Origin of the sequence: Roseateles sp. (assembly GCF_965229315.1) — a bacterium.
Lineage (GTDB): Bacteria > Pseudomonadota > Gammaproteobacteria > Burkholderiales > Burkholderiaceae_C > Pelomonas.
Genome location: NZ_CBDDJA010000001.1, coordinates 855261 through 879736 on the forward strand (window position 1 = coordinate 855261; position 24476 = coordinate 879736).

Sequence of the window (24476 nt, forward strand, 5' to 3'; positions counted from 1 at the left end):
TTCCATGACCATCAAGATCGGCATCAACGGCTTCGGCCGCATCGGACGCATGGTGTTCCGTGCCGCGCACGCCAACTTCAAGGACATCGAAGTCGTTGCGATCAACGACCTGCTCGAACCCGACTACCTGGCCTACATGCTCAAGTACGACAGCGTGCACGGCAAGTTCGACGGGGAAGTCTCGGTGGACGGCAACACGCTGGTGGTGGACGGCAAGCGCATCCGCCTGACCGCGGTGAAGGACCCGTCCGAGCTGAAGTGGGCCGAAGCCGGTGCCGACGTGGTCATCGAAGCCACCGGCATCTTCCTGGACAAGGCCGGCGGCGAGAAGCACCTGGCCGCGGGCGCGAAGAAGGTCATCTTCTCGGCCCCAAGCAAGGACGAGACGCCGATGTTCGTGTTCGGCGTGAACCACGCCAAATACGCCGGCGAAGCCATCATCTCCAACGCGTCGTGCACCACCAACTGCCTGGCGCCTCTCGCCAAGGTGCTGAACGACAAGTGGGGCATCAAGCGCGGCCTGATGACCACCGTGCACGCGGCCACCGCCACGCAGAAGACCGTGGACGGCCCGAGCAACAAGGACTGGCGCGGCGGCCGCGGCATCCTGGAGAACATCATCCCCAGCAGCACCGGCGCCGCCAAGGCCGTCGGCAAGGTCATTCCCGAGCTGAACAAGAAGCTCACGGGCATGAGCTTCCGCGTGCCGACCAGCGACGTGTCGGTGGTCGACCTGACCGTCGAACTGCTGAAGGAGGCCAGCTACGAAGAGATCTGCGCCGAGTTCAAGGCCCAGAGCGAAGGGGCGCTGAAAGGCGTGCTGGGCTACACCGAGGACAAGGTCGTCGCGACCGACTTCCGTGGCGACCCGCGCACGTCCATCTTCGACGCCGACGCCGGCATCGCGCTGGACGGCACCTTCATCAAGCTGGTGTCCTGGTACGACAACGAGTGGGGCTACTCGAACAAGTGCCTGGAGATGGTCCGCGTCGTCGCTAAGTGACGCGCTGACGTTTCCCCGATGACCTGCAGGGCGCCGCGAGGCGCCCTGTGTCGTTTCAGGCCTGCACCTGCAGCGCGTGACCCTGCCGGGGCAGCACGCGGCCCACGACGGCCGCCGCGTCGAAGCCATGGCGGGCGAATGTCGCCAGCACGGCGTCCACGGCCGACGCGTCGCACGACACCAGCAGGCCGCCGCTGGTCTGCGGGTCGGTCAACAGCGCGCGGTCCTCGGCGGCGAAATCGGCCGGCAGGCCCACGTCCTGGCCATAGCCCGCCCAGTTGCGCCCCGAGGCGCCAGTGACGAAGCCGCGCGTTGCCAGCTCACGCACGCCGGGCAGCAGCGGCACGGCGCGCCAGTCCAGTTCCACCGTGCAGCCGGCGCCACCACATGCGGCACGCGCCAGCTCCAGCCCGTGGCCGGCCAGGCCGAAGCCGGTCACGTCCGTCAGCGCATGCACGCCGGGCAGCGCGGCCAGGTCCGGGCCCGGCGTGTTGAGCTGGGTCGTCGTGGCGATCATGCGGGCATAGCCTTCGTCGCCGAGCTGGTCCTTCTTCAGCGCCGCGCTCATGACGCCCACGCCCAGCGGCTTGCCGAGGATGAGCACATCGCCCGGCTGCGCATCGGCATTGCGCTTGACGTGCCTGGGGTGCACCAGCCCCAGCGCGACGAGGCCGTAGATGGCCTCCACCGAGTCGATCGTGTGGCCGCCGGCGATGGGGATGCCCGCCGCGCGGCAGACCGACGCGCCGCCTTCCAGCACGCGGGCGATGGTCTGCGTGGACAGCACGTTGATCGGCATGCCCACCAGCGCCAGCGCCAGGATGGGCCGGCCGCCCATCGCGTAGACGTCGCTGATCGCGTTGGTCGCGGCGATGCGGCCGAAGTCGAACGGGTCGTCGACGATGGGCATGAAGAAGTCCGTCGTCGCGATCAGCGCCTGCTCGTCGTTGAGCTGGTAGACGGCCGCATCGTCCGAGGTCTCGATGCCCACCAGCAGCTCCTTGGGCACCGGCAGCGCCGTCGTGCCCTTGAGGATCTCGGACAGCACGCCCGGCGCGATCTTGCAGCCGCAGCCGCCACCGTGGGACAGCGAGGTGAGGCGGGGTTCGGTGCTCGGAGGGGGGGAGGCGGCGGGCGTGTTCATGCCCATCAGCATATCGACGCTGAACGGCTCATCCCCCGAAATCTGCAGCCTGTCGCGCCGCGCTGGGCCGGCCCCGGGGGAGGAGATATGGTGTGCTACATCAGCAACACACCCCGGAGCGCGCATGACTCCCACCTGGACTGACCAGGCGCCGATCTACCAGCAGTTGGCCGACCGCCTGGCCGTGCAACTGCTCGACGGCAGCCCCCTGGAAGGCGAGGCCCTGCCTTCGGTGCGGCAGCTCGCCAGCCAATACGTCATCAACCCGTTGACGGTGACGCGGGCGCTGCAGGCGCTCAGCGACCACGGGCTCATCGAGTCCCGCCGCGGCCTGGGCATGTTCGTCACGTCGGGCGCCCGCAGCCGGCTGCTGCAGCAGGAGCGCGAGCAGTTCCTGCAGAAGGACTGGCCCGCGCTGCGCGCCAAGCTCAAGCGCCTGGGCCTGAGCGCCAAGGATCTGAACTGGGAGTCGACATGAACCTCATCGAAGCCAAGAACCTGACGCTGCGCTACGGCAGCAAGATGGCCCTGAACGACGTTTCCATCACCGTGCCCCAGGGCCGCGTGGTGGGCTTGCTGGGGCACAACGGCGCGGGCAAGACCTCGCTGATGAAGGCCCTCGTCGGCCTGCTGCCGGTGCAGGGGGACCTCAGTGTGCTGGGCCACAAGCCCACGCGGGACCGCCAGACCCTGCTGACCGAGCTGAGCTACATCCCGGACGTGGCCGTGCTGCCGCGCTGGGCGCGGGTGCACGAGCTGATCACGCTGATGGCGCAGCTGCAGCCCAAGTTCTCGGCCGAGCGGGCGCGCGCGCTGCTCAAGCGCACCAGCGTGGGCGAGAAGGACAAGGTCAAGAGCCTGTCCAAGGGCATGGTGGCGCAGACGCACCTGGCGCTGATCGCCGCCATCGACGCCAGGCTGATGATCCTGGACGAGCCGACGCTGGGCCTGGACGTGGTGTCGCGCAAGAGCTTCTACGAGATGCTGATCGACGAGTGGTGCGACGGCGAGCGCAGCGTGCTGATCTCGACCCACCAGGTGGAAGAGGTGGAGGCGCTGCTGAGCGACGTGATCATGCTGGACGAGGGCCGCGTGGCGCTGGCGATCAGCCTGGAGGACATCGACCGCCGCTTCGTGGCACTGAACCACGACCCGGCGGCTGCCGACGCGATGGCCGCCGCCCACCCGCTGCTGCGCTACCGCGAGCAGGGCCGCACGACGGCGCTGTTCGACGGCGCGCCGCCGGACCACATCGCGAGCCTGGGCCAGCGCGTGCGCCCCAGCCTCGTGGACCTCTTCATGGCGCTGACCCGCAACCCGGCGCTCAACGGCAAGCAGGCCTGAGCCTCATTCAGAAGGAGAAGACGTCATGAACCACATCCCGACCCTGCTGCTGCGCGAGTGGATGCAGCACAAGCGCGGCTGGCTGATCGCCGCCTTTGCGCCGCCCCTGCTTTTTCTGGCCATGCTGCCGTTCGGCCAGGTCAAGGGCCTGCCGATGGAGCAGGCCGAGTTGCTGTCGCTGGTGATCCTGGTGGTCAGCGCGTGCGCGGGTTACGCGATCTGCCTGGTCGTCGGCCTGTTCCAGTTGCCGGGCCTGGCACGGCGCGACCAGCAGGACCGCTCCATCGAGTTCTGGCTGTCGCTGCCCGGGCGGCCGAGCGAAAGCGTGGCGGCGACCGTGCTGGCCCATGCCTGGCTGGTGCCGCTGGGCGGCGCGGTCGTCGGCATGCTGTTCGGCCTGCCGATCGCGGTGTCCGTGCTGGCGAGCAAGGCGGACCTGAACGCCGCGATGTCGGTGCACTGGAGCGAGGTGGTCACCGCCGCGGCGCCGCTGCTGGCGCGGGGCGTGATCGGCACGGTGCCGCTGATGCTGTGGCTGGCGCCCGTGATCTTCACGCTGATGGCGGCGTCGGCCTGGCTGAAGCGCCTGGGCGTGCCGGTGGTGCTGGTGGGGGGCACCGTGGCCGTGGCCGTGCTGCACAAGGTCTACGACTTCGACTGGCCGCTGGTGATGCTCCAGCGCCTGAACGAGAACATCAACCACGCGCTGGTCTACGACGGCCCGGGCCTGATGCGTGCGCTGAAGTCCGACGTCGGCCTGTGGAACTGGGCCCTGCATGACCTCGGCCAGACGCTGGCCGACCTGGCGACGGCGGACTTCTTCGGCTGGATGGTCGTGGCGGTCGCGGGCTTTGCGCTGGTGGTGGCCAAGCGCTCACGCGGGGGTTGACCGGGACAGCCGCCCGACAAGAAAAAAGGGGCCCAAGGGCCCCTTTTGTCATGCCGCCGGGTTCATCACACCGGCTTGCCGACCAGCGCGTCGGGCGACGCGGGCTTCACGAGGCGCGCAGCCACTTCCTTGCGGAAGCGGTTGAGCTCCTGCACGGTCGCGAAGCTGCGGTCCATCAGCAGGCTCATGTTGTGCAGGATGCGCTCGACGACCTTGTTCTCCCACACGGCGTCGAACTGGATCTGCTTGTCCAGCCAGTGCTCCAGCCATTCGGGGTCGGGCAGGCGGCTCTGGATGGTGTCGCGCGGGAACAGCTTGGCGTTCACGTGCAGGTTGGTGGGGTGCAGCGCCTGCGCGGTGCGGCGGGCGCTGGCCATCAGCACGCCGACCTTGGCGAAGGCGGCGCGCGCCTCGTCGCCGAACTTGGTCATCGCACGCTTCATGTAGCGCAGGTAGGCGCCGCCGTGGCGGGCCTCGTCGCGCGACAGCGTTTCGTAGATGGCCTTGATGACCGGCTCGCTGTGCCACTCGGCTGCGCGGCGGTACCAGTGGTTGAGGCGGATCTCGCCGCAGAAATGCATCATCAGCGTCTCGAGCGCCGGCGCGGGGTCGAAGTCGAAGCGCACCTCGTGCAGCTCTTCCTCGGTGGGCACCAGGTCGGGGCGGAAGCGCCTGAGGTACTCCATCAGCACGAGGCTGTGCTTCTGCTCCTCGAAGAACCAGACCGACATGAAGGCCGAAAAGTCGCTGTCCTCGCGGTTGTCGCGCAGGAACATCTCGGTGGCAGGCAGCGCCGACCACTCGGTGATGGCGTTCATCTTGATGGTCTGCGCCTGTTCATCGCTCAGCAGGCTGGCGTCGAACTTGTCCCACGGAATGTCGCGGTCCATGTTCCAGCGCACGGCTTCGAGTTGCTTGAACAGTTCGGGGTAAAGCATGTCGGGTCCTCGTTTAGAGGCGGGATTCTAAAAGTTCGCGCCAGCGTGCGAGCTCCGGCCCGACGTCTGAAAGGTCATTCAGCGGGCGCAAGCCCTGCAGACCGGGGGGTGGCCGCAGCACGCCACCGCGGGCGGCGGCCCAGATCTCGACGTGGCGGGGCAGCAGTTCGCGCAGCCCGGCCAGCCCTTCGAGCACGGCCTTGCCGGACAGGCGGCCACTGAATGTCAGGGCAACGATGTCGGCTTCGCGAGCGATGGCCGCGAGCGGGAGCTGGGCCGGCGGCAACTGCACGCCCAGCGGCAGGCAGGCGGCCCCCTCCAGGCACAACAAAGCGTGCAGCATCGCCAGGCCCGATGCGTGGTCGTCGCCAGGCAGCGTCGACAGCAGCACACGCGGCCCGCCCGCCTCAGGTGTCAACGCACCCACGGCTTGGCGCAGCACCAACTGCAGCGATTCACCGAAAAGGCGCTCCTGAAAAGGCTGCAGTTCGCCACTCACCACGCGATCGCCGATGCGCATCGCGAGTGGCGCGAACACCGCGCACACCGCGCCCGGCAGGCCTCGGCGCAACACCGCTCGCGACAACGCCTGCTGCAGCCCCTCGCCACCGTGGGCCTGCAGCAGCGCCATGCAGGCGGCCACCTCGGGCGCCTCGGTATCCAGGCCGGGCGCGAAGGGTGCCGGCGCCACCAGCGCCAGCAACTCCTGCAACGAGGCCGCGACAACGCGCCCCGGCCGGTGGCCTGCATCAAGCAGCCGCTTGACGAGGCGCAGCCGCTGCACCTGCTCGGGCGAGTACAGCCGCTCGCCGGACGCGTCACGCCCGGGTGCCGGGAAGCCGTAGCGGCGCTCCCAGACGCGCAGCGTCTCCTTGCCGATGCCCGTGTCGCGCTCGACGGCAGCGATGCCGACGCAGCCCGCCGGCGCGTCAGCCATGGTTGAGTGAACAGAATTTCGACAACATGGGCATGTCAGCGCGCTGAACACCAAATCTCGACTCTATTCGAATGGACAAACCTTCGACATGTTGCGCCCGCACGCCCGTCAACAGGGCGTTGGCGATACTGTTTGTAAATCGCATCGCGACCATCTAAAACAGATCGGCAGGCTGACACACAGCCTCAACAATCGTCGCCCAAACCCGGTACAGCCGCGTGGAACTTTGTGCGATTGGCGGACTCTCAGGGTACACACACAGTGAAAACCCGAGGAGCTCTGCCCCTCACCCGATTCAGGTCGCTCTACCTCTCTGAAACAAGAGCAGCAATCTCGGAGCCGTTCTCCTCCTCCTCCCTCCCTCCCTCGTTGGCTCCGGGGCGTTCAGCGACCGCTTTTATGAAGCAGGGCCTGCGTCACGCGACGCAGGCCCTTTTCTTCGGCCGTGCTGCACAACCGGCCGCGGGCGAGGCCCGGAGGGTGGGACTTACTTCAGCCAACCCTTGCGGCGGAAGTAGATGAACGGCGCCGCCACAGAGGCGACCATCAAGGCCAGCGCGAACGGGTAGCCCCAGGGATGATCCAGTTCCGGCATGTGCCGGAAATTCATGCCGTAGATGGACGCGATCAGCGTGGGCGGCAGCAAGGCAACGCTGGCCACCGAGAAGATCTTGATGATCTTGTTCTGGTTGATGTTGATGAAACCGACGGTCGCATCCATCAGGAAGTTGATCTTGTCGAAAAGAAACGCCGTGTGGGAATCCAGCGAGTCGATGTCGCGCAGGATCTGGCGCGACTCCTCGAACTGCTCGGCGTTGAGCATGCGGCTGCGCATCATGAAGCTGACTGCACGGCGCGTGTCCATCACGTTGCGGCGGATGCGCCCGTTCAAGTCTTCCTCGCGTGCGATGGCCGCCAGCACGCCGCCGGCCTCGGCGTCGGTCACGTTGCTCTTCAGCACGCGGGCGCTGACCGCTTCCAGCTTGTCGTAGATGCCTTCCAGCACGTCGGCCGAATACTCGGCATCGGCGTCGTAGAGCTTCAGCAGCACGTCCTTCGCATCCTCGATCAGCGCCGGGATGCGCCGCGCCCGCAACCGCAGCAGCCGGAACACCGGCAGGTCCTCGTTGTGGATCGAGAACAGCACCTTGTTGAACAGGATGAAGGCCACCCGCACGTTGCGCGCCGATTTGCCGTCCGGGCCATCGTCGCCCTCGATCAGGAAGTCCGAGCGGATGTGCAGCTCGCCGTTGTCTTCCTCGTAGAAGCGGGCCGATTCCTCCAGGTCCTCGTCGACGATGTCCTCGGGGATGGTCAGCCCGAAACGGTCGCGGATCCAACCCTTCTCCTCGGCGCTGGGGCTCTCCAGGTCCACCCAGACCGGGCGCGACTGGGCCAGGTCTTCAGCGGTTTCGATTTCTTCCTGGAACAGCCCGCCCTTCAGGCGGCCGTTGTCCAGTGTGAACACATTCAGCATGCATCGTCTCCAGCAGCGCTGGCACAGGGACGACGGCGTGCGCCGTCCGGGGTGGCGGGGGTCAGGTCAACCGTCTCACTCCGGGCGGGCGCGGTGCTCAGTTCTCAAGAGAAGAGGCCGTGCGGCGGGAGTGGACGGTCACCGAGGGTGATCGCTGTCCAAGAAGGGCTCCGTTGGGGGGATAGCTGAAGATTATTGCACCGCTGGGAGATGTGAAAGAAGCCGCAATATCAAGGCACCGAAGGGCACAAAACCTCACCGTCATCCTCTTGTCACGAGGTCACTTCGCGCGCAAACTGAGCCCGTCGATTCCCCACTCCCATCCCAACTCTGCTACCTGAAAAGACCCCCCTCTCCTCCCTCACCTTTCTCAGTTTTCTGGTTCCGTTTTCCCCGACCCATCCTCTGAAAGGAGGCTTTATGAATCTGACGATCAGTGGCCATCACCTCGAAGTCACGCCGGCTCTGCGCGAGTACGTGCTCACCAAGCTGGATCGTGTGACCCGCCATTTCGACCAGGTCGTTGACATCAACGTCCTGCTGACCGTGGAGAAGCAAAAGGAGAAGGAGCGCCGCCAGCGTGCCGAAGTCACGCTGCATGTGAAGGGCCGCGACATCTTCGTCGAGCAGTCCCACGAAGATCTTTACGCGGCGATCGATCAGTTGATGGACAAGCTGGATCGGCAGGTGTGCCGCCACAAGGACAAGGTGCAAGACCACCATCACGCCTCCGCCAAGCGCCTGGAGGTCCCGGCGCCCTGAGCCCACGCGGCTCACGCGATAGCGGCCTGCGGGCCGCTTTTGTTTTGCGATGCGCAATCCACGGTGATCGGCTGTTGCTGCGGTGCCGCAAAAACCCGCATTCGGGGGTCTGCAGGCGCGTTTTGCACGGGTCTAGGGTCAACCGCCCACCCCAAAACGCGTGACAGTTCCATAATCCGCGGCTCTGATTGACCCACGCCCGGTTCCGGCCGCGCCCCATGGCGCCCCCGACGCCCGGCCCCAACCCATGAACCGTCTCGCCGCCATCCTGCCCGCCGACAACGTGTCGGTGAATGTGGATGCGTCCAGCAAGAAACGCGCTTTCGAGCATGCAGGCCTGCTGTTCGAGAACCACCACCAGATGGCGCGCGCGCTGGTCACCGACAACCTGTTCGCACGGGAGCGTCTGGGCTCCACGGGCCTGGGGCACGGCGTCGCCATCCCGCACGGTCGCGTCAAGGGCCTGAAGAACCCGCTGGCCGCGGTGCTGCGGCTGCAGCAGCCGATCGGCTTCGATGCGCCCGACGACGAGCCCGTCAGCCTGCTGATCTTCCTGCTCGTGCCGGAAGCCGCCACGCAGCGGCACCTGGAAATCCTGTCCGAGATCGCCGAGATGCTGTCCGACCGCGAACTGCGCGAGCACCTCAAGACCGAGCCGGACGCCGCCACGCTGCACAAGCTGATCGCCGCCTGGGAACCCCTCAAGTCCGTCGCGTGATGCGCGGCATTTCGGGCCGAGCGCCGGGCCGCTCCCAAGCCGGCCCGTCTGGCGATGTGCTCGTGGCTCGACGCCGCGAGCATCGCCACCCGCTCGGTGTACCCGCAGGACCACGGCTCGCATGAAACCGACCTCCATCAGCGCCGAGCGACTCTTCGAGGAGCACCGCGAGGCCCTGCGCTGGGAATGGATCGCCGGCCACGCGCATCCCGAGCGCCGCTTCGACGAAGCCGCCGTGCGCGATGCGCAAAGCGCAGCCGACCTGGTCGGCTACCTGAACTACATCCACCCGTACCGGGTGCAGATCGTCGGTCGGCGCGAGGTGGCCTACCTCAGCCAGGAAAGTGCCGAGACCCAGGACCGCCGCATCTCGCGCATCGTCACGTTGGAGCCCCCGGTCCTGATCGTGGCCGACGACTCCGTGCCGCCGCCGCGCATGGTGGCCATGTGCGACCGCGCCGAGATCCCGCTGTTCCGCACGGCCGAGTCCGCCGGGCACGTCATTGACCTGGTGCGCGGCTACCTGTCGCAGCTGTTCGCCAACCGCACGACGCGCCACGGCGTGTTCATGGACATCCTGGGCCTGGGCGTGCTGCTGACGGGCGAGTCGGGCCTGGGCAAGAGCGAACTGGGCCTGGAGCTGATCTCGCGCGGCCACGGCCTCGTCGCCGACGACGCGGTGGACTTCTTCCGCATCTCGCAGACCGCCATCGAGGGCCGCTGCCCCGAGCTGCTGCTGAACCTGCTGGAAGTGCGCGGCATCGGCCTGCTGGACATCAAGTCCATCTTTGGCGAGACGGCGGTGCGCCGCAAGATGCGCCTCAAGCTCATCGTGCACCTGGTGCGCAAGGAGACGATGGAGCGCGACTTCGAGCGCCTGCCCTACGAACCGTTGTACGAAGACGTGCTCGGCATGCCGGCGCGCAAGGTCGTCATCGCGGTGGACGCGGGCCGCAACCTGGCCGTGCTCGTGGAAGCCGCCGTGCGCAACACCATCCTGCAACTGCGCGGCATCGACACGTACAAGGAATTCGTCGAGCGCCACCAACGCGCCATCGACAACGGTTCCATCGATTGAACGTGAGCCCCTCGCCCAGTCTTGCCGCGCTGAACGCGGGCACGCCTAGCCGGTCCCCCTGGGGGACGGCGATGTTTGCGGCATTGAGCCGCAAGCACATCGCCTGCGGGCCGGCTTGGGGCGGCCCGGCGCCAGTCCGCGGTTTCATGCATGGCGACATAGGCCTTTGATGGCGTTGAACGGATTCGGCGACATCGCCCGGCTGCTCATCCTCAACACGGACAGCTACAAGGCCAGCCACTGGCTGCAATACCCGCCGCACACGACCACCGTGTTCAGCTACATCGAGGCGCGCGGCGGCACGCTGCCCTACACGGTGTTCTTCGGCCTGCAGGCGCTGCTGAAGGAGTACTTCACCCGGCCGGTCACGGCCGACGACGTGGTGCTGGCCGCCGAGGTCTGCGCGGCCCATGGCGTGCCGTTCCATCGCGAGGGCTGGCAGCACATCGTCGACGCGCACGCGGGGCGGTTGCCGGTGCGTATCCGTGCGGTGCCCGAGGGCCTGGTCGTGCCGGTGGGCCACGCCCTCGTCACCATCGCGAACACCGACCCGGCCTGCTGGTGGCTGACCAGTTTCCTGGAGACGGCGCTGCTGCGCATCTGGTACCCGACGACCGTGGCCAGCCACAGCCATGCGACGCGCCGCCTCATTGCCGACGCACTGCAGCGCACCGGCTCGCCCGAAGGCCTGCCCTTCAAGCTGCATGACTTCGGCGCGCGGGGCGTGTCGTCGCTGGAGTCGGCGATGCTGGGCGGCATGGCCCACCTCGTGAACTTCCAGGGCACGGACACGATGACGGCGCTGCTGGGCGCGCGCGCCTACTACGGCGAGCCCATGGCGGGCTTCTCCATCCCGGCCGCCGAACACAGCACGATCACGGCCTGGGGCCGCGACGGCGAACTCGACGCCTACCGCAACATGCTGCGGCAGTTCGGCAAGCCCGGCGCGCTGCTGGCCGTGGTGTCGGACTCCTACGACCTCGACGCCGCCGTGACGCAGCTCTGGGGCGGCGCGTTGCGCGACGAAGTCATCGCCAGCGGTGCGACCGTCGTCATCCGCCCGGACAGCGGCGACCCGACCGCCGTGGTGCCGCGCACGGTGCAGTCGCTGGACGCGTCCTTCGGCAGCGACGTGAATGCCAAGGGCTACAAGGTGCTGCGGCATGTGCGCGTCATCCAGGGCGATGGCATCACGCGCCAGTCCATCGCCAGCATCCTGGCGGCGCTGCAGGGCGCGGGCTATTCGGCCGACAACATCGCCTTCGGCCAGGGCGGCGCGCTGCTGCAGCAGGTCAACCGCGACACGCTGGGCTTCGCCATGAAGGCCTCGGCCGCTGAAGTGAACGGCGAATGGCGCGATGTCTTCAAGGCGCCCGTCACCGACCCCGCCAAGCGCAGCAAGGCCGGGCGGCTGACGCTGCTGCGCCGCGACGACGCGTTCGCCACCGTCAGGCTGGATTCACCCGGCTGCCGTGAAGCGCTCGCCGAAGGTGCGACCGAGGTGCTGCGCACCGTCTTCGAAGACGGTCGCCTGCTCGTGGACGACAGCTTCGCGGCGATCCGCGCCCGCGCCGCCGGCCATTGATCAACCGGCCTTGTTCGGGCAGTTGACCTTGACGCAGCTGGCATAGAGCGCCAGCGAGTGCTCCTGCAACTGGAAGCCGCGCTCACTCGCGATCGCGTGCTGACGCTCCTCGATGCTGGTGTCGAAGAACTCCTCGACCCGTCCACAGGTCAGGCAGACGAGGTGGTCATGGTGGTGCCCCTCGTTGAGCTCGTAGACGGCCTTGCCGGTTTCGAAGTGGTTGCGGCTGATCAGCCCCGCCTGCTCGAACTGCTGCAGCACGCGGTAGACCGTGGCCAGGCCGATGTCGGCGCCTTCGCCCAGCAGCGACTTGTAGACATCCTCGGCCGTCATGTGACGCTGCTGGGTGCGCTGGAAGATCTCGAGGATCTTGATGCGCGGCAGCGTCGCCTTGAGGCCGCTGTTCTTGATGTCGCTGGACTGGTTCTTGGCGGAAGGGGTGCTGGGCATGGAGCGCGGGCCGGGGCCGGGAAGGGGCCCCGCTAGAATCCGCCGATCATAGCCAGCCGAGCCTTCGGCCGGTGTTACCCGTCCCCTCTCGAGCCGCCCCATGCGTCCCCTGCTTGCCTCTTTCCCGCTGCTTGCGCTGCTTGGCGGCTGCTCCATGCTCCCCTCCTGGGCCACGCTGCCCACCGTCACCGGCGAGAAGGTGCTGGGCGTGCTGACGCCCTACCGCGTCGAGGTCGTGCAGGGCAACGTGCTGACCAAGGAGATGGTCGCCAAGGTCAAGCCGGGCATGCCCAAGGCCCAGGTGCGCGACCTGCTCGGCTCGCCCCTGCTGACCGACGTCTTCCACGAGTCGCGCTGGGACTACGTCTTCACCATCCGCCGCCAGGGCGCCGAGCCGCAGCAGCGCCTCGTCGTCGCGCAGTTCGACGGCGACAAGCTGAAGTCGCTGGACGTGCCCGAAGACCTGCCGACCGAGATCGAGTTCGTGGCCTCGGTCAACACCTTCCGCCCCGCCAAGCGGGAGCTGAAGATGGCGCTCAGCGAAGCCGAACGCAACGCGCTGCCGCCGCCCAAGAAGAGCGCCGAGGCCGCGCCCACCGCAGCCGCCGAAGGCCCGGCGCCCGGCCGCACCTATCCGCCGCTGGACGCCGCGCCGGCCAAGACGGGGTCGTGATGCAAGTGGCTGCCAGCGGCACGGCGCCGTTGAAGGTCGCCATCACCGGCGCCTCGGGACGCATGGGCCGCATGCTGATCGAGGCCGTGCAGGTGGCCGGTGACGCCACGCTGCACGCGACGCTGGACAAGGGCGACGACGTGCGCACGGCGCTGGCCGGCGCCGACGTGCTGATCGACTTCACCCGCCCCGAGGCGACGCTGGCCCACCTGGCCGTCTGTGCCGACCTGGGCGTGAAGGCCGTCATCGGCACCACCGGCTTCGACGACGCCCAGAAGGCCGAGATCGCCCGCTTCGCCGAACGCACCGCCATCGTCTTCGCGCCCAACATGAGTGTGGGCGTCAACGTCGTGCTCAAGCTGCTGGACCTGGCCGCCCGCGCGATGGACGAGGGCTTCGACATCGAGATCATCGAGGCCCACCATCGGAACAAGGTCGATGCGCCCAGCGGCACCGCGCTGCAGATGGGCCAGGTCGTCGCCGATGCGCTGGGCCGGGACCTGAAGCAATGCGCCGTGTACGGCCGCGAAGGCGTCACCGGCGTGCGTGACCCGTCCACCATCGGCTTTGCCACCGTGCGCGGCGGCGACATCATCGGCGACCACACCGTGCTGTTCGCCGGCACCGGCGAGCGCATCGAGATCAGCCACAAGGCCAGCAACCGCGGCATCTACGCCCAGGGCAGCCTGCGCGCCGCGCGCTTCCTGGCCGGCCAGACGACGGGCCTGTTTGGCATGAACGACGTGCTGGGGTTCGGTCGCTGACATGCTGAGCACCTTCTGGGCCCAGAGCGACGTCATCGGCCGCGCCGTGGCCCTGGTGCTGCTGGTCATGTCAGTCAGTGCCTGGGCGCTGATCCTGTGGAAGACCTGGCTGCTGCGCCGCGCCCGCCACGGCCTGGCGCGCGCCGTGCCGGCGTTCTGGGCTGCAGCCGGCGTGATTGAAGGCCGCAGCGCGCTGCAGAGCTTCGACACCGAACAGTTGCTGCTGCCGCTGCTGGACGCGGCCACGGCCGAAACCCGCAACGCCACACTGGACGCCGCTGGCAAGCGGGAATCCCGCCTGACGCGCCGGCTGCGCGACGCGCTGCACGCCGTGCTGGCCCGGTTGCAGTTCGGCCAGGTCGCACTCGCGTCCATCGGCGCAACGGCGCCGTTCGTGGGCCTGTTCGGCACCGTCTGGGGCATCTACCACGCGCTGCTCAGCATCTCGGCGGCGGGCAACCTCACCATCGACAAGATCTCCGGCCCGGTCGGCGAGGCGCTGGTCATGACGGCCGCGGGCCTGGCGGTGGCCATCCCTGCCGTGCTGGCCTACAACGTCTTCGGCAAGCTGGTCGCGTCCTGCGAGGCCGACCTGGAAGGCTTTGCGCACGACTTGCGCGAACTCCTCGACCACGACTGAAGACATGAAGCCCCCACGCTCACTGCGTTCACTGCCCCAGGGCACCGGTAGGGGCCTCTTCGTGGCCCTTGGGGCGCATCGGCGCCTTCGGGCGGCCGGGCAGCGCTGATGGCATTCGGCCGGCTTGAACGCACCGACGCCGCTCGGCCGATGAGCGACATCAACATGACGCCGCTGATCGACGTGATGATGGTGCTGCTGGTCATCTTCATGATCGCGGCGCCGCTGATGACGGCCTCGCTGCGGCTGGACCTGCCCCGCAGCGAAGCCGCGACGCCGAGCGACGCGCCGAGCGCCGTCGCCGTGGCGATCACGCCCGACGGCAGGCTGCACCTCGGCGACGAGGAACTGGACGCGAAAGCCTTCCAGCAACGCATCGCCGAACTCGGCCGCGCCAACGCGCAGATGGAGGTGCAACTGCGCGCCGACCGCGCCGTGCCCTACGGCCAGGTGGCCGAGCTGATCGGCTGGGTGCAGGCCGCCGGGCTGAACCGCATCGCCTTCGTCGCGCAGGCGGCCGCCTCCGCCCCCTGAGCGAAAGGTCGCCACGGGGGCGACCCATACAATTTGGCGCATGAACGCCAAGACCGAAGCGCCCAGCTACAACCCGAACGAGATCGAAGCCGCCGCACGTGCCTACTGGACGGAGCGCGACGCCTACCGCGTCACTGAAGTACCGGGCAAGCCGCACTTCTACGCCTGCTCCATGCTGCCCTACCCCTCGGGCAAGCTGCACATGGGCCATGTGCGCAACTACACGATCAACGACATGCTGGCCCGCCAGCTGCGCATGAAGGGCTACAACGTCCTCATGCCCATGGGCTGGGACGCCTTCGGCCTGCCGGCCGAGAACGCCGCGATGAAGGGCAAGCTGCCGCCCGCGCAGTGGACGTACTCCAACATTGCCCACATGAAGGGCCAGATGCAGGCCATGGGCCTGGCCATCGACTGGAGCCGCGAGGTCGCGACCTGCCAGCCCAGCTACTACAAGTGGAACCAGTGGCTGTTCCTGAAGATGCTGGAAGCCGGCATCGCCGAGCGCCGCACCCAGGTCGTCAACTGGGACCCGGTGGACCAGACGGTGCTCGCCAACGAGCAGGTCATCGACGGCCGCGGCTGGCGCTCGGGCGCGCTGGTGGAGAAGCGCGAGATCCCGGGCTACTACCTGAAGATCACGCAGTACGCCGAGGAGCTGCTGTCGGCGGTGGCCGACCCGGCGGACCCGAACTACCTGAGCGGCTGGCCCGAGCGCGTGCGGCTGATGCAGGAGAACTGGATCGGCAAGAGCCAGGGCGTGCGCTTCGCCTTCCCGCATTCCATCGAAGGCGGTGGCGGGCGCCTCTGGGTATTCACGACCCGCGCCGACACCATCATGGGCGTGACCTTCTGCGCCGTGGCACCCGAGCATCCGCTGGCCACCATCGCCGCGAAGACGAAGCCCGAGGTGGCCGCGTTCATCGAGGAATGCAAGGCCGGCGGCACCACCGAGGCCGAGCTGGCCACGCAGGACAAGAAGGGCGTGCCCACGGGCCTGTTCGTCACGCACCCGATCACCGGCGCGCAGGTCGAGGTCTGGGTCGGCAACTACGTGCTGATGAGCTACGGCGACGGCGCCGTCATGGGCGTGCCGGCGCACGACGAGCGCGACTTCGCGTTCGCGCTGAAGTACCAGCTGCCGATCAAGCAGGTCATCGACGTGGAAGGCCAGGCTTATGACGACAAGACCTGGGCCGAGTGGTACGGCGACAAACAGAAGGCGCGCTGCATCAACTCCGGCGTGCTCGACGGCCTGGGCCATGTGGACGCGGTCAACAAGGTCGCCGAGCTGCTGGCCGCGCAAGGCCTGGGCGAGAAGAAGACCACCTGGCGCCTGCGCGACTGGGGCATCAGCCGCCAGCGCTACTGGGGCACGCCGATCCCCATCATCCATTGCGACGATTGCGGCGTGGTGCCCGTGCCCGAGAAGGACCTGCCGGTCGTGCTGCCGGACGACCTGATTCCCGACGGCAGTGGCAACCCGCTGAACAAGCACGCCGCCTTCCTGAACGTCGCCTGCCCCACCTGCGGCAAGCCCGCCAAGCGCGAGACGGACACGATGGACACCTTCGTGGACTCGTCGTGGTATTTCATGCGCTATTGCGATCCGACCAACGAGCAGGCCATGGTCGCGGACGGCACCGAGTACTGGATGGGGGCTGACAAGGCCAACCCTGGCCGGGTTGGCATGAACCAGTACATCGGCGGCATCGAGCACGCCATCCTGCACCTGCTGTACGCGCGCTTCTGGACCAAGGCGATGCGCGACCTGGGGCTGGTGACGATCAGCGAACCGTTCGAGAAGCTGCTGACGCAGGGCATGGTGCTCAAGGGCGCTTTCTTCCACAAGCCCGAGGGCGGTGGCAAGGACTACTACTGGGACCACGAGATCGACGTCATCCACGACGACAAGGGCGGCATCGCCGGGGCGACGCTGAAGAAGGACGGCACGCCGCTCGAGTACGAGATGACGACCATGTCCAAGTCCAAGAACAACGGCGTGGACCCGCAGGCGCTCATCGACCAGTACGGCGCCGACACGGCCCGGCTGTTCGTCATGTTCGCGAGCCCGCCGGAGCAGACGCTGGAGTGGAACGACGCGGCCGTCGAAGGCGCGCACCGCTTCCTGAAGCGCGTGTGGAACTTCGGCGTGCGCAACGCCGACGCGATCAAGACCGGTGGCAAGGATTTCGCCGCGCTGAATGGCGACGGCAAGGCGCTGCGCCGCGAGGTGCACAACGTGCTCAAGCAGGTCAGCTACGACTACGAGCGCATGCAGTACAACACCGTCGTCTCCGGCGCGATGAAGCTGCTGAATGCGCTGGAAGGCTTCAAGGCTGAGGGGCAATCGGCCGCCATCCGCGACGGCTTCTCGGTGCTGCTGCGCGTCCTGTACCCAGCCACGCCGCACATCGCCCACCAGCTCTGGCAGGACCTCGGCTTTGCCGCCGAACTCGGCGACCTGCTCGACGCGCCCTGGCCCACGGTGGACGAGGCCGCGCTGGTGCAGGACGAGATCGAGCTGATGCTGCAGGTCAACGGCAAGCTGCGCGGCTCGGTCAAGGTGCCGGCCGGCGCCGACAAGGCCGCCATCGAGGCCGCCGCGCTGGCCAACCCCGAGTTCGCCAAGTTCAGCGAAGGCCGGGCGCCCAAGAAGGTCGTCATCGTGCCGGGCCGCCTCGTCAACGTCGTCGTCTGATCGCAATGCAACGCCGACATCTCCTGCTGCTCGGCAGCGCGGCCCTCGCCGGCTGCGGCTTCGAGCTGCGCAAAGAGCCGGAACTGCGCTTCCAGACGCTGGCACTGACGGGCTTCGCGCCCGACTCGCCGCTGGCCGCGGGCCTGAAGCGACAGATCAAGCGCACGCCGGTGCAGCTGGTGGAAGATCCGGCGCGCGCGCAGGTCGTGCTGGAGGCCACGCATGAGGTGCGCGACCGCACCGTCGTCGCGTCCACCAGCGTGGGCCAGGTGCGCGAATGGCAGCTACGGCTGCAGTTCGACTACCTGATCCGCACGGCCTCCGGCGAACTGCTGGTGCCCAAGGTGGAGCTGCGCCTGAACCGCGACATGAACTACACCGAGAGCGCCGCGCTGGCCAAGGAGCAGGAGGCCGCCAACCTGTACGGCGCGATGCACTCCGACGCCATCGCGCAGGTCATGCGCCGCCTGGCCGCGGTGAAGCCGCAGAGCTGATGCAACTCCGCACCGAGGCGCTGGCGGCCCATCTGGGCAAGGGCCTGGCCCGCATCTACACCGTCCACGGCGACGAGCCGCTGCTCGCGCAGGAGGCGGCCGACCAGGTGCGCGCCGCGGCACGCGCGCAGGGGTTTGGCGAGCGGCAGATCTTCACCGTCGCCGGCGCCCACTTCGACTGGGCCCCGGTGCTCGCCGCCGCGCAGGCGATGAGCCTGTTCTCCGAACGACAGTTCATCGAGATCCGCATCCCGGGCGGCAAGCCGGGCAAGGACGGCTCCGAGGCGCTGCAGCGTTACGCACAGGCCGCGCCCGAGGACGTGCTTACCCTTGTCACGCTGCCGCGGCTGGACAAGACCCAGCTCTCCAGCGCCTGGTTCACCGCGCTGGACGGCCACGGCGTGTCGCTGCGCGTGGAGCCCGTCGAGCGCCGCCTGCTGCCGGCCTGGCTGGCCCAGCGGCTGCGCGCCCAGGGGCAGTCCGTGCCCGAAGGCGAGGACGGCCAGAAGGCGCTGGCCTTCTTCGCCGACCGCGTGGAGGGCAACCTGCTCGCCGCCCACCAGGAGCTGCAGAAGCTCGCTTTGCTGCACCCCCGGGGCGAACTGACGCTGGCGCAGATCGAGGCTGCCGTGCTGGATGTCGCGCGTTTCGACGTCTTCAAGCTCAGCGAGGCCGTGTTGTCGGGCGGCGTCCCGCGCCTGCTGCGCATGCTGGACGGCCTGGAGGCCGAGGGCGAGGCCGCCGTGCTGGTGCACTGGACGCTGTCCGAGGACATCCGCGCGCTGGCCCGCGTGCGCACGGCGCTGGACGCCGGCAAGCCGCTGCCGCTGGCGCTGCGCGAAGCGCGCGTCTGGGGCAACAAGGAAAAACTGCTCGAACGCGTCGCGCCGCGCCTGAACGCCGCGCAGGCCGGCATGCTGGTGCAGGCGGCGCAAGTCTGCGACGGGCTGGTGAAGGGCCTGCGCCACCCAGACTGGCCCAGCGCCCCCTGGGCGGCACTGCGGCGGCTGGCGCTGATGCTCGCCGAGGCTGCAAGCGGTAAAACTGGGGTGGTTCTGGCCGCTCGCTGAGTCCGCGCGGGCCTGATTCGGCTATCGTCTGGGGCAGGAGCCTTGCCGCCATGCCGACCATCCGCCCCCTCTGCCTCATCGTCCTGTCGTTGAGCCCGCTTGCCGCGCTCGCCGTGCCCGTGACCGTGCAATTGCGCGGCCCCGGTGGCCAGCCGCTTGCGAACGCCGCCGTGGCCGTGGAGGTCAAGGGCCGCACCGGCAAGACGACCACGGCCAAGGCCGACATGGGCCAGCGTGACCGGCAGTTCACGCCGCAGCTGCTCATCGTGCAGACCGGCACGGCGGTGAACTTCCCTAATTTCGACACCGTGCGACACCACGTCTACTCGATCTCGCCGATCAAGGTCATCGACATCAAGCTGTACTCCGGCACGCCGACCGAGCCCATCGTCTTCGACAAGCCGGGCGTCGCGGCGCTGGGCTGCAACATCCACGACCGCATGAGCGCCCACGTCATCGTCGTCGACACGCCGCTGTTCGCGCGCACCGATGACAAGGGCCAGGCCACGTTCGACCTGCCGGTCGGCGAGCACGTTGCCAAGGCCTGGCATGACGGCCAGAAGTCGCAGACGCTGCAAAGCCTCAAGCTCGACGTGCACGCGGGCGGCGGCACCAGCGTGCTGACGCTGGCCGACTGACATGAGTCGCCCCGCACGCCCGCTTCGCTCACAGCCCGCCGAGGGGTCGCTTCAGCGGCTGCGGGCGGCCGGGCCCCACTGACGATGCACTGGCCGGTCTGGCTGAACCTGCGCCACCTGCAGGGCCGCATCGTGGCCCTCTTCCTGGCCTTGCTGCTGGTCGTGCAGATCATCAGTTTCAGCGCCATCCGCGCCAGCATCACGCACAACGCCGAGGAATCGCTGGCGGCCGAGCTGCAGACCGGCGAACGCGTGCTGCGCCGCCTGCTGGACCAGCGCGCCGGCAAGCTGCGCGACGCGGCCGAGCTGCTGGCCAAGGACTACGGCTTTCGCACGACCATCGGCCTGTCCGTGGCCGAGGCCGACACCGTCGAGACGATCAAGGACGCCCTCGTCAACCAGGGCGAGCGCGTGGGCGCCTCGGTCGTGGCCTACTTCGACGACCAGCTCCACCTCGTGGCCGCCACGCGCGGCGATGCGGCCCCGTTCGGCACGGCGCTGCAGCAGCTCGTCAACAGCAAGGACGGCAGCGCGCTGGCGGTCCAGGGCGACCATGTCTACCAGGTCGTCGCCGTGCAGGTGCGCACGCCGGCACCGGTGGGCTGGGTGTTGATGGGCTTCGCGCTGGACCGCGAGGTGCTGGACGACCTGAAGGCGCTGTCGGAGCTGGACAGCGTCGCGCTGCTGCAGACGCAGAATCAGCCCTGGCTGGCGCTCGTCGGCAACCTCGGCCCGGACGCCTCGGCTGCGCTGAAGGCGCGGCTGGACACGGCCCCACCTGCCGGCGGCGTGCTGGAGCTGGCCGGCGAGCGCATGCGCGCTCGCTTCGTGCCGCTGCTCGCAGGCGAGCAGCGGCTGGGCGTGCTGCTGCTGCGCTCGCTGGATGCGGCGCTGGCGCCCTACCAGCAACTGCAGCTCATCCAGCTCGGCCTGACCGTGCTGGGCGTGGCGGTCTTCGCCCTCGTCAGCGTGCTGCTGGCACGCGGCATCAGCGGCCCGATCACGGCGCTGTCGGGCTCCGCGCGCCGGCTGGAGGAGGGCGACTACGACACGCCCGTGCCCGCGTCGTCGCAGCTCGAAGAGGTGCACAAGCTCGCCGTGGCGCTGGAGAGCATGCGCGAAGGCATCCGCCGCCGCGACGCGCTCGTCAACAACCTCGCCTATGTCGACCAGCTCACGCTGCTGCCCAACCGTGCGCGCTTCGCCGAGTTCCTGCAGCACCACCTGACCAACAGCGACACGCCGGGCGCCGTCCTGATGCTGGACCTGGACCGCTTCAAGCATGTCAATGACGTGCTGGGCCACGAGGTCGGCGACCGGCTGCTGCAAAGCGTGGCCGAACGGCTGCAGGCGCTGTGCGCGCCGGCCCATTCGGTGCTCGCGCGGCTGCTGGGCGACGAGTTCGCCATCCTGCTGGCGCAGACCGACGCGCGCGAGGCCAGCGAGGCGGCGCTGGCCATCCTGAAGGACTTCGAGCGCCCGCTGCAGATCGACAACGAGACCATCGACCTGGGCGCCGGCATCGGCATCGCGCTGTTCCCCGAGCACGGCCACGACGTCAACCTGCTGCTGGGCCGGGCCGAGCTGGCCATGTACGCGGCCAAGACCCGCCAGTGCGGCAGCCTCATCTACCACGCGCAGCTGGATGCCGGCAGCCAGGAGTCGCTGTCGTTGCTGACGGAACTGCGCCAGGCCGTCGAGAACGACGAGTTGCGCCTGTTCCTGCAACCCAAGATCGACCTGCAGCGCGGGCGTGTGGTCGGCGCCGAGGCGCTGGTGCGCTGGCAGCACCCGACGCGGGGTCTGGTGCCGCCGATGCAGTTCATCCCGTTCGCGGAGCAGACCGGCTTCATCCGCATGCTGAGCGCGTGGGTGTTGTCGGGTGCCGCCAAGTTTTCGCGCGAGGCCCTGGACGCCGGACTGGCCCTGCGGCTGTCCGTCAACCTGTCCACGCGCGACCTGATGGACCAGGACCTGCCGGGCAAGATCGAAGCCATGCTCGCGCCGCTGGAAGTGCCGCCCGCGGCGCTGTGCCTGGAGATCACCGAGAGCGCCATCATGGACGACCCGGAACGGGCGCTGTCGACGCTGGAGCACCTGCACGCGATGGGTTTCAAGCTGTCCATCGACGACTTCGGGACCGGCTACTCGTCACTGGCCTACCTGAAGCGGCTGCCGGTGGACGAGCTGAAGATCGACAAGAGCTTCGTGCTGGCGATGGAGCGCGACCTGGACGACGCGCGCATCGTGCGCTCCACCATCGAGCTCGCGCACAACCTGGGCCTGAGCGTCGTTGCCGAGGGCCTGGAAACCGCCAAGGCCTGGGCCATGCTGTCGCGGCTGGGCTGCGACGAAGGCCAGGGCTATTACATCTGCAAGCCCATGCCGCAGGAGCAGTTCATCGCCTGGGTGCAGTCCTGGCAGGCGCCCGACATCTCCGCGGTCACCGCGGAGAGCCTGATGGCCAAGCTCGGCTGACCTGGACAGCCCCTCGCCCAGTTTTGCGCCGGCTGGCCGCCGGCAAGCCTGATCGATCTCCCCTGGGGACGGCGATGCTTGCGGCATCGAGCCACAAGCACATTGCCAGAGTGTGCCGGCTCGGGAGCGACCCGGCGCTCGGCCCGCGAGCGACGAGGTCGCAGTCAGTTATCTCTGTCTTCCAGCGCTTCGCAAAGCGCCGCCAGCCCCGCCGTCACCGTCTGCACGCGCACCGCATGGCGGTCGCCGCCGAAGTTCTCGCGCCAGACCCGGGCCGGCCGGCCCGCGTGCACCAGCGCCAGCCACACGGTGCCGACCGGCTTGGCCTCGCTGCCGCCCGTGGGCCCCGCGATGCCGGTGACCGACAGGGCCCAGTCGATGGGCGCATGCGCCAGCAGGCCGCGCGCCATGTGCTCGGCCACCTCGGCGCTGACCGCGCCGTGCAGCGCGATCAGGCCCTTGGGCACGCCCAGCAGTTCGGCCTTGGCCTCGTTGCTGTAGCTGACGACGCCGCGCTCGAACCACGCGCTGGAACCCGCCAGGCTGGTGCACGCCGCCGCGATGAGGCCGCCGGTGCAGGACTCGGCCGTGCCGATGCGCTCGCGCCGCTGCATCAGCGCCACGGCGATGCGGTCGATCAGTTCATGGTCGTCGGCCCACATGGCATCTCACCCCATCAAGACCCGGTACAGCGCGATGACCACCAGCGTACAGCCCGCGGCCACGAAATCGTCGAACAAGATGCCGAAGCCCTGCGCCCAGCCGATCCGGTAGCTGCCGTCGGCACCGCGCCCGGGCTTGAACAACCGGTCCGCCCAGCCCACCGGCCCGGGCTTGGCCGCGTCGAAGAAGCGGAACAGCCCGAAGGCCACGGCCTGGCCGACGAACCCGGTCGGCGCGATCAGCCACAGGATCAGCCAGAAGGCCACGATCTCGTCCCAGACGACGGCGCTGGGGTCTGGCGTGTGCAGGTCGCGCGCGGTGACCGTGCAGGCCCACCAGCCGACCAGCGTGCCGCCGCCGATCAGCAGCGCCCAGGCCACGTCGCTCATCCACGGCGCGATGAGGGCGAACGCGGCCCAGGCCCACAGCGTGCCGACGGTGCCGGGCGCCTTGGGCGCCAGGCCGCTGCCGAAGCCCAGCGCGATCCAGCGTGCCGGGTGGCGCCACATGAAGGCCATGGTCGGCCGAACGGGTGCGGTGCTCATGCGCTGAAATGGTCGAAGCTGCGCAGGCCGTGCTCGACCGCAGCGCCGCGCCCATCCACCACCCGCAGCCCCGGCTGCGCCTCGATGACGCCGATGCGCGTCAGCCGCACGCCCACGTCAGGCAGCACGGCGCCGGGTGGCGCGGTGAAGACGAGTTCGTAGTCGTCACCGCCGGCCAGCAGGCATTCGCGCTGCAGCGCGGGCGACTGCGCGGCCAGCACGGCGCTGCGCGGCAGCGCGTCCACATCGAGGCGCGCGCCCACGCCGGACGCCGCGAGGATGTGGCCCAGGTCGCCCAGCAGGCCGTCCGAAAGGTCGATGGCGGCCGTGGCGATGCCGCGCAGCGCCTGGCCCAGCGCGAGCCGCGGCGCCGGACACTCCATGGCTGCGCGCACCGTCTCCAGGCCCAGGCCGTCCAGCGCCACCGTGCCGCGGAAGACCTCCAGCGCCAGGCGCGCATCGCCCAGCTTGCCCGACACCCAGATCTCGTCGCCCACCCGCGCGCCACGGCGCAGCAGCGCCTGCCCGGCCGGCGCTTCGCCGAAGACCGTGACGCACAGGTTCAGCGGGCCCTGCGTCGTGTCGCCACCGATCAGCGGGCAACCGCTCGCATCGGCCAGCGCCAGCAAGCCGCGCGAGAAGCCGGCCAGCCAGGCCTCGTCCGCGCGCGGCAGCGCCAGCGCCAGCGTGAAGCCGCGCGGCGTCGCCCCGCAGGCGGCCAGGTCGCTGAGGTTGACGGCCAGCGCCTTGTGGCCCAGCCGCGCCGGATCGACGGTGGACAGGAAATGCCGGCCCTCGACCAGCATGTCGCTGGACACCAGCCAACGCGCGCCCGGCGTCGGCACGAGCACGGCGCAGTCGTCGCCGATGCCGACGTCCACGCCGGCTTCGGCACCATCAGCCGCAGGGCGCTGGAAGAAGCGCCGGATCAGATCGAACTCACCCATGCCG

General features: G+C 68.8%; 25 protein-coding genes. 17 read left to right on the forward strand and 8 right to left on the reverse strand.

Annotated features, from left to right (window positions below; genetic code table 11):
* The first annotated feature begins 4 nt into the window (after positions 1-4).
* Entirely contained in the window at positions 5-1003 is a 999-nt protein-coding gene (gene gap, locus ACO07H_RS03955) for a type I glyceraldehyde-3-phosphate dehydrogenase (RefSeq protein WP_422011337.1), read from the forward strand.
* 55 nt (positions 1004-1058) lie between these two features.
* On the opposite strand, the gene selD is transcribed toward gap, so the two are convergent.
* Positions 1059-2147, reverse strand: a complete 1089-nt coding sequence (gene selD / locus ACO07H_RS03960) for a selenide, water dikinase SelD (protein ID WP_422011339.1) — start codon at positions 2145-2147, stop codon at positions 1059-1061.
* A 124-nt stretch (positions 2148-2271) separates the two neighbouring features.
* Here selD and ACO07H_RS03965 point away from each other — a divergent pair, with 124 nt between their 5' ends.
* From ACO07H_RS03965 to ACO07H_RS03975, 3 genes are read left to right on the forward strand one after another with little or no spacing between them, the layout of a single operon-like run.
* A complete protein-coding gene (locus tag ACO07H_RS03965) occupies positions 2272-2625 on the forward strand; it encodes a GntR family transcriptional regulator (RefSeq protein ID WP_422011341.1) in 354 nt (117 codons plus the stop codon).
* Complete coding sequence (locus ACO07H_RS03970) at positions 2622-3491, forward strand: ABC transporter ATP-binding protein (RefSeq protein ID WP_422011343.1); 870 nt, start codon at positions 2622-2624, stop codon at positions 3489-3491. Before ACO07H_RS03965 ends, ACO07H_RS03970 begins: the two co-directional genes overlap by 4 nt.
* Before the next feature lie 25 nt (positions 3492-3516).
* Positions 3517-4380 carry a hypothetical protein gene (locus ACO07H_RS03975; RefSeq protein ID WP_422011345.1) on the forward strand — a complete coding sequence of 288 codons (864 nt, stop codon included), beginning with the start codon at positions 3517-3519 and terminating at the stop codon, positions 4378-4380.
* Between the two features lie 65 nt (positions 4381-4445).
* On the opposite strand, the gene ACO07H_RS03980 is transcribed toward ACO07H_RS03975, so the two are convergent.
* The 3 genes from ACO07H_RS03980 to corA all read right to left on the reverse strand — a co-directional run bounded on the left by ACO07H_RS03980 (position 4446) and on the right by corA (position 7732).
* A complete protein-coding gene (locus tag ACO07H_RS03980; protein ID WP_422011347.1) occupies positions 4446-5318 on the reverse strand; it encodes a ferritin-like domain-containing protein in 873 nt (290 codons plus the stop codon).
* A gap of 13 nt (positions 5319-5331) precedes the next feature.
* The gene (locus ACO07H_RS03985) at positions 5332-6255 is read right to left on the reverse strand and encodes a MerR family transcriptional regulator (protein ID WP_422011349.1); all 924 of its coding nucleotides are present in this window, start codon (positions 6253-6255) and stop codon (positions 5332-5334) included.
* A gap of 487 nt (positions 6256-6742) precedes the next feature.
* Positions 6743-7732 carry a magnesium/cobalt transporter CorA gene (gene corA, locus ACO07H_RS03990; protein ID WP_422011351.1) on the reverse strand — a complete coding sequence of 330 codons (990 nt, stop codon included), beginning with the start codon at positions 7730-7732 and terminating at the stop codon, positions 6743-6745.
* Positions 7733-8152: 420 nt separating this feature from the next.
* Here corA and hpf point away from each other — a divergent pair, with 420 nt between their 5' ends.
* The 4 genes from hpf (at position 8153) to ACO07H_RS04010 (ending at position 11875) form a co-directional block, all read left to right on the forward strand.
* Positions 8153-8494, forward strand: a complete 342-nt coding sequence (gene hpf, locus ACO07H_RS03995; protein WP_373714942.1) for a ribosome hibernation-promoting factor, HPF/YfiA family — start codon at positions 8153-8155, stop codon at positions 8492-8494.
* Between the two features lie 247 nt (positions 8495-8741).
* Positions 8742-9212 (forward strand): PTS sugar transporter subunit IIA, encoded by a 471-nt coding sequence (locus ACO07H_RS04000; protein WP_422011354.1) that lies wholly within the window; start codon positions 8742-8744, stop codon positions 9210-9212.
* A 121-nt stretch (positions 9213-9333) separates the two neighbouring features.
* Positions 9334-10290, forward strand: a complete 957-nt coding sequence (hprK, locus tag ACO07H_RS04005) for an HPr(Ser) kinase/phosphatase (RefSeq protein ID WP_422011356.1) — start codon at positions 9334-9336, stop codon at positions 10288-10290.
* 169 nt (positions 10291-10459) lie between these two features.
* The gene (locus ACO07H_RS04010; protein WP_422011358.1) at positions 10460-11875 is read left to right on the forward strand and encodes a nicotinate phosphoribosyltransferase; all 1416 of its coding nucleotides are present in this window, start codon (positions 10460-10462) and stop codon (positions 11873-11875) included.
* Here ACO07H_RS04010 and fur read toward each other — a convergent pair whose 3' ends face one another.
* A complete protein-coding gene (gene fur, locus ACO07H_RS04015) occupies positions 11876-12325 on the reverse strand; it encodes a ferric iron uptake transcriptional regulator (protein WP_422011360.1) in 450 nt (149 codons plus the stop codon).
* Between the two features lie 154 nt (positions 12326-12479).
* Between fur and ACO07H_RS04020 the strand changes: the two genes are divergently transcribed.
* The 9 genes from ACO07H_RS04020 to ACO07H_RS04060 all read left to right on the forward strand — a co-directional run bounded on the left by ACO07H_RS04020 (position 12480) and on the right by ACO07H_RS04060 (position 22317).
* A complete protein-coding gene (locus ACO07H_RS04020) occupies positions 12480-12998 on the forward strand; it encodes an outer membrane protein assembly factor BamE (protein WP_422011362.1) in 519 nt (172 codons plus the stop codon).
* A complete protein-coding gene (dapB, locus tag ACO07H_RS04025) occupies positions 12998-13762 on the forward strand; it encodes a 4-hydroxy-tetrahydrodipicolinate reductase (RefSeq protein ID WP_422011364.1) in 765 nt (254 codons plus the stop codon). Before ACO07H_RS04020 ends, dapB begins: the two co-directional genes overlap by 1 nt.
* A gap of 1 nt (position 13763) precedes the next feature.
* Entirely contained in the window at positions 13764-14402 is a 639-nt protein-coding gene (locus tag ACO07H_RS04030; protein WP_422011366.1) for a MotA/TolQ/ExbB proton channel family protein, read from the forward strand.
* A gap of 108 nt (positions 14403-14510) precedes the next feature.
* Positions 14511-14936 (forward strand): ExbD/TolR family protein, encoded by a 426-nt coding sequence (locus ACO07H_RS04035; protein ID WP_422011368.1) that lies wholly within the window; start codon positions 14511-14513, stop codon positions 14934-14936.
* A 40-nt stretch (positions 14937-14976) separates the two neighbouring features.
* On the forward strand, positions 14977-17637 hold the full coding sequence (gene leuS, locus ACO07H_RS04040; RefSeq protein WP_422011370.1) for a leucine--tRNA ligase: 2661 nt from the start codon (positions 14977-14979) through the stop codon (positions 17635-17637).
* A 5-nt stretch (positions 17638-17642) separates the two neighbouring features.
* On the forward strand, positions 17643-18131 hold the full coding sequence (lptE, locus tag ACO07H_RS04045; protein WP_422011372.1) for an LPS assembly lipoprotein LptE: 489 nt from the start codon (positions 17643-17645) through the stop codon (positions 18129-18131).
* The gene (holA, locus tag ACO07H_RS04050; protein ID WP_422011374.1) at positions 18131-19201 is read left to right on the forward strand and encodes a DNA polymerase III subunit delta; all 1071 of its coding nucleotides are present in this window, start codon (positions 18131-18133) and stop codon (positions 19199-19201) included. The genes lptE and holA overlap by 1 nt, the downstream gene beginning before the upstream one ends.
* A gap of 50 nt (positions 19202-19251) precedes the next feature.
* Positions 19252-19839 carry a methylamine utilization protein gene (locus ACO07H_RS04055; protein ID WP_422011376.1) on the forward strand — a complete coding sequence of 196 codons (588 nt, stop codon included), beginning with the start codon at positions 19252-19254 and terminating at the stop codon, positions 19837-19839.
* Between the two features lie 84 nt (positions 19840-19923).
* Entirely contained in the window at positions 19924-22317 is a 2394-nt protein-coding gene (locus ACO07H_RS04060; protein ID WP_422011378.1) for a putative bifunctional diguanylate cyclase/phosphodiesterase, read from the forward strand.
* Positions 22318-22481: 164 nt separating this feature from the next.
* Here ACO07H_RS04060 and ACO07H_RS04065 read toward each other — a convergent pair whose 3' ends face one another.
* Genes ACO07H_RS04065 through thiL form a run of 3 tightly spaced genes read right to left on the reverse strand, consistent with a single transcriptional unit; the run spans position 22482 to position 24472 of the window.
* Positions 22482-22979 carry a CinA family protein gene (locus ACO07H_RS04065; RefSeq protein ID WP_422011380.1) on the reverse strand — a complete coding sequence of 166 codons (498 nt, stop codon included), beginning with the start codon at positions 22977-22979 and terminating at the stop codon, positions 22482-22484.
* Positions 22980-22985: 6 nt separating this feature from the next.
* A complete protein-coding gene (locus ACO07H_RS04070) occupies positions 22986-23525 on the reverse strand; it encodes a phosphatidylglycerophosphatase A (RefSeq protein ID WP_422011382.1) in 540 nt (179 codons plus the stop codon).
* Positions 23522-24472, reverse strand: coding sequence for a thiamine-phosphate kinase (gene thiL / locus ACO07H_RS04075; protein WP_422011384.1), 951 nt, complete (start codon positions 24470-24472; stop codon positions 23522-23524). Before thiL ends, ACO07H_RS04070 begins: the two co-directional genes overlap by 4 nt.
* Between the last annotated feature and the right edge of the window lie 4 nt (positions 24473-24476).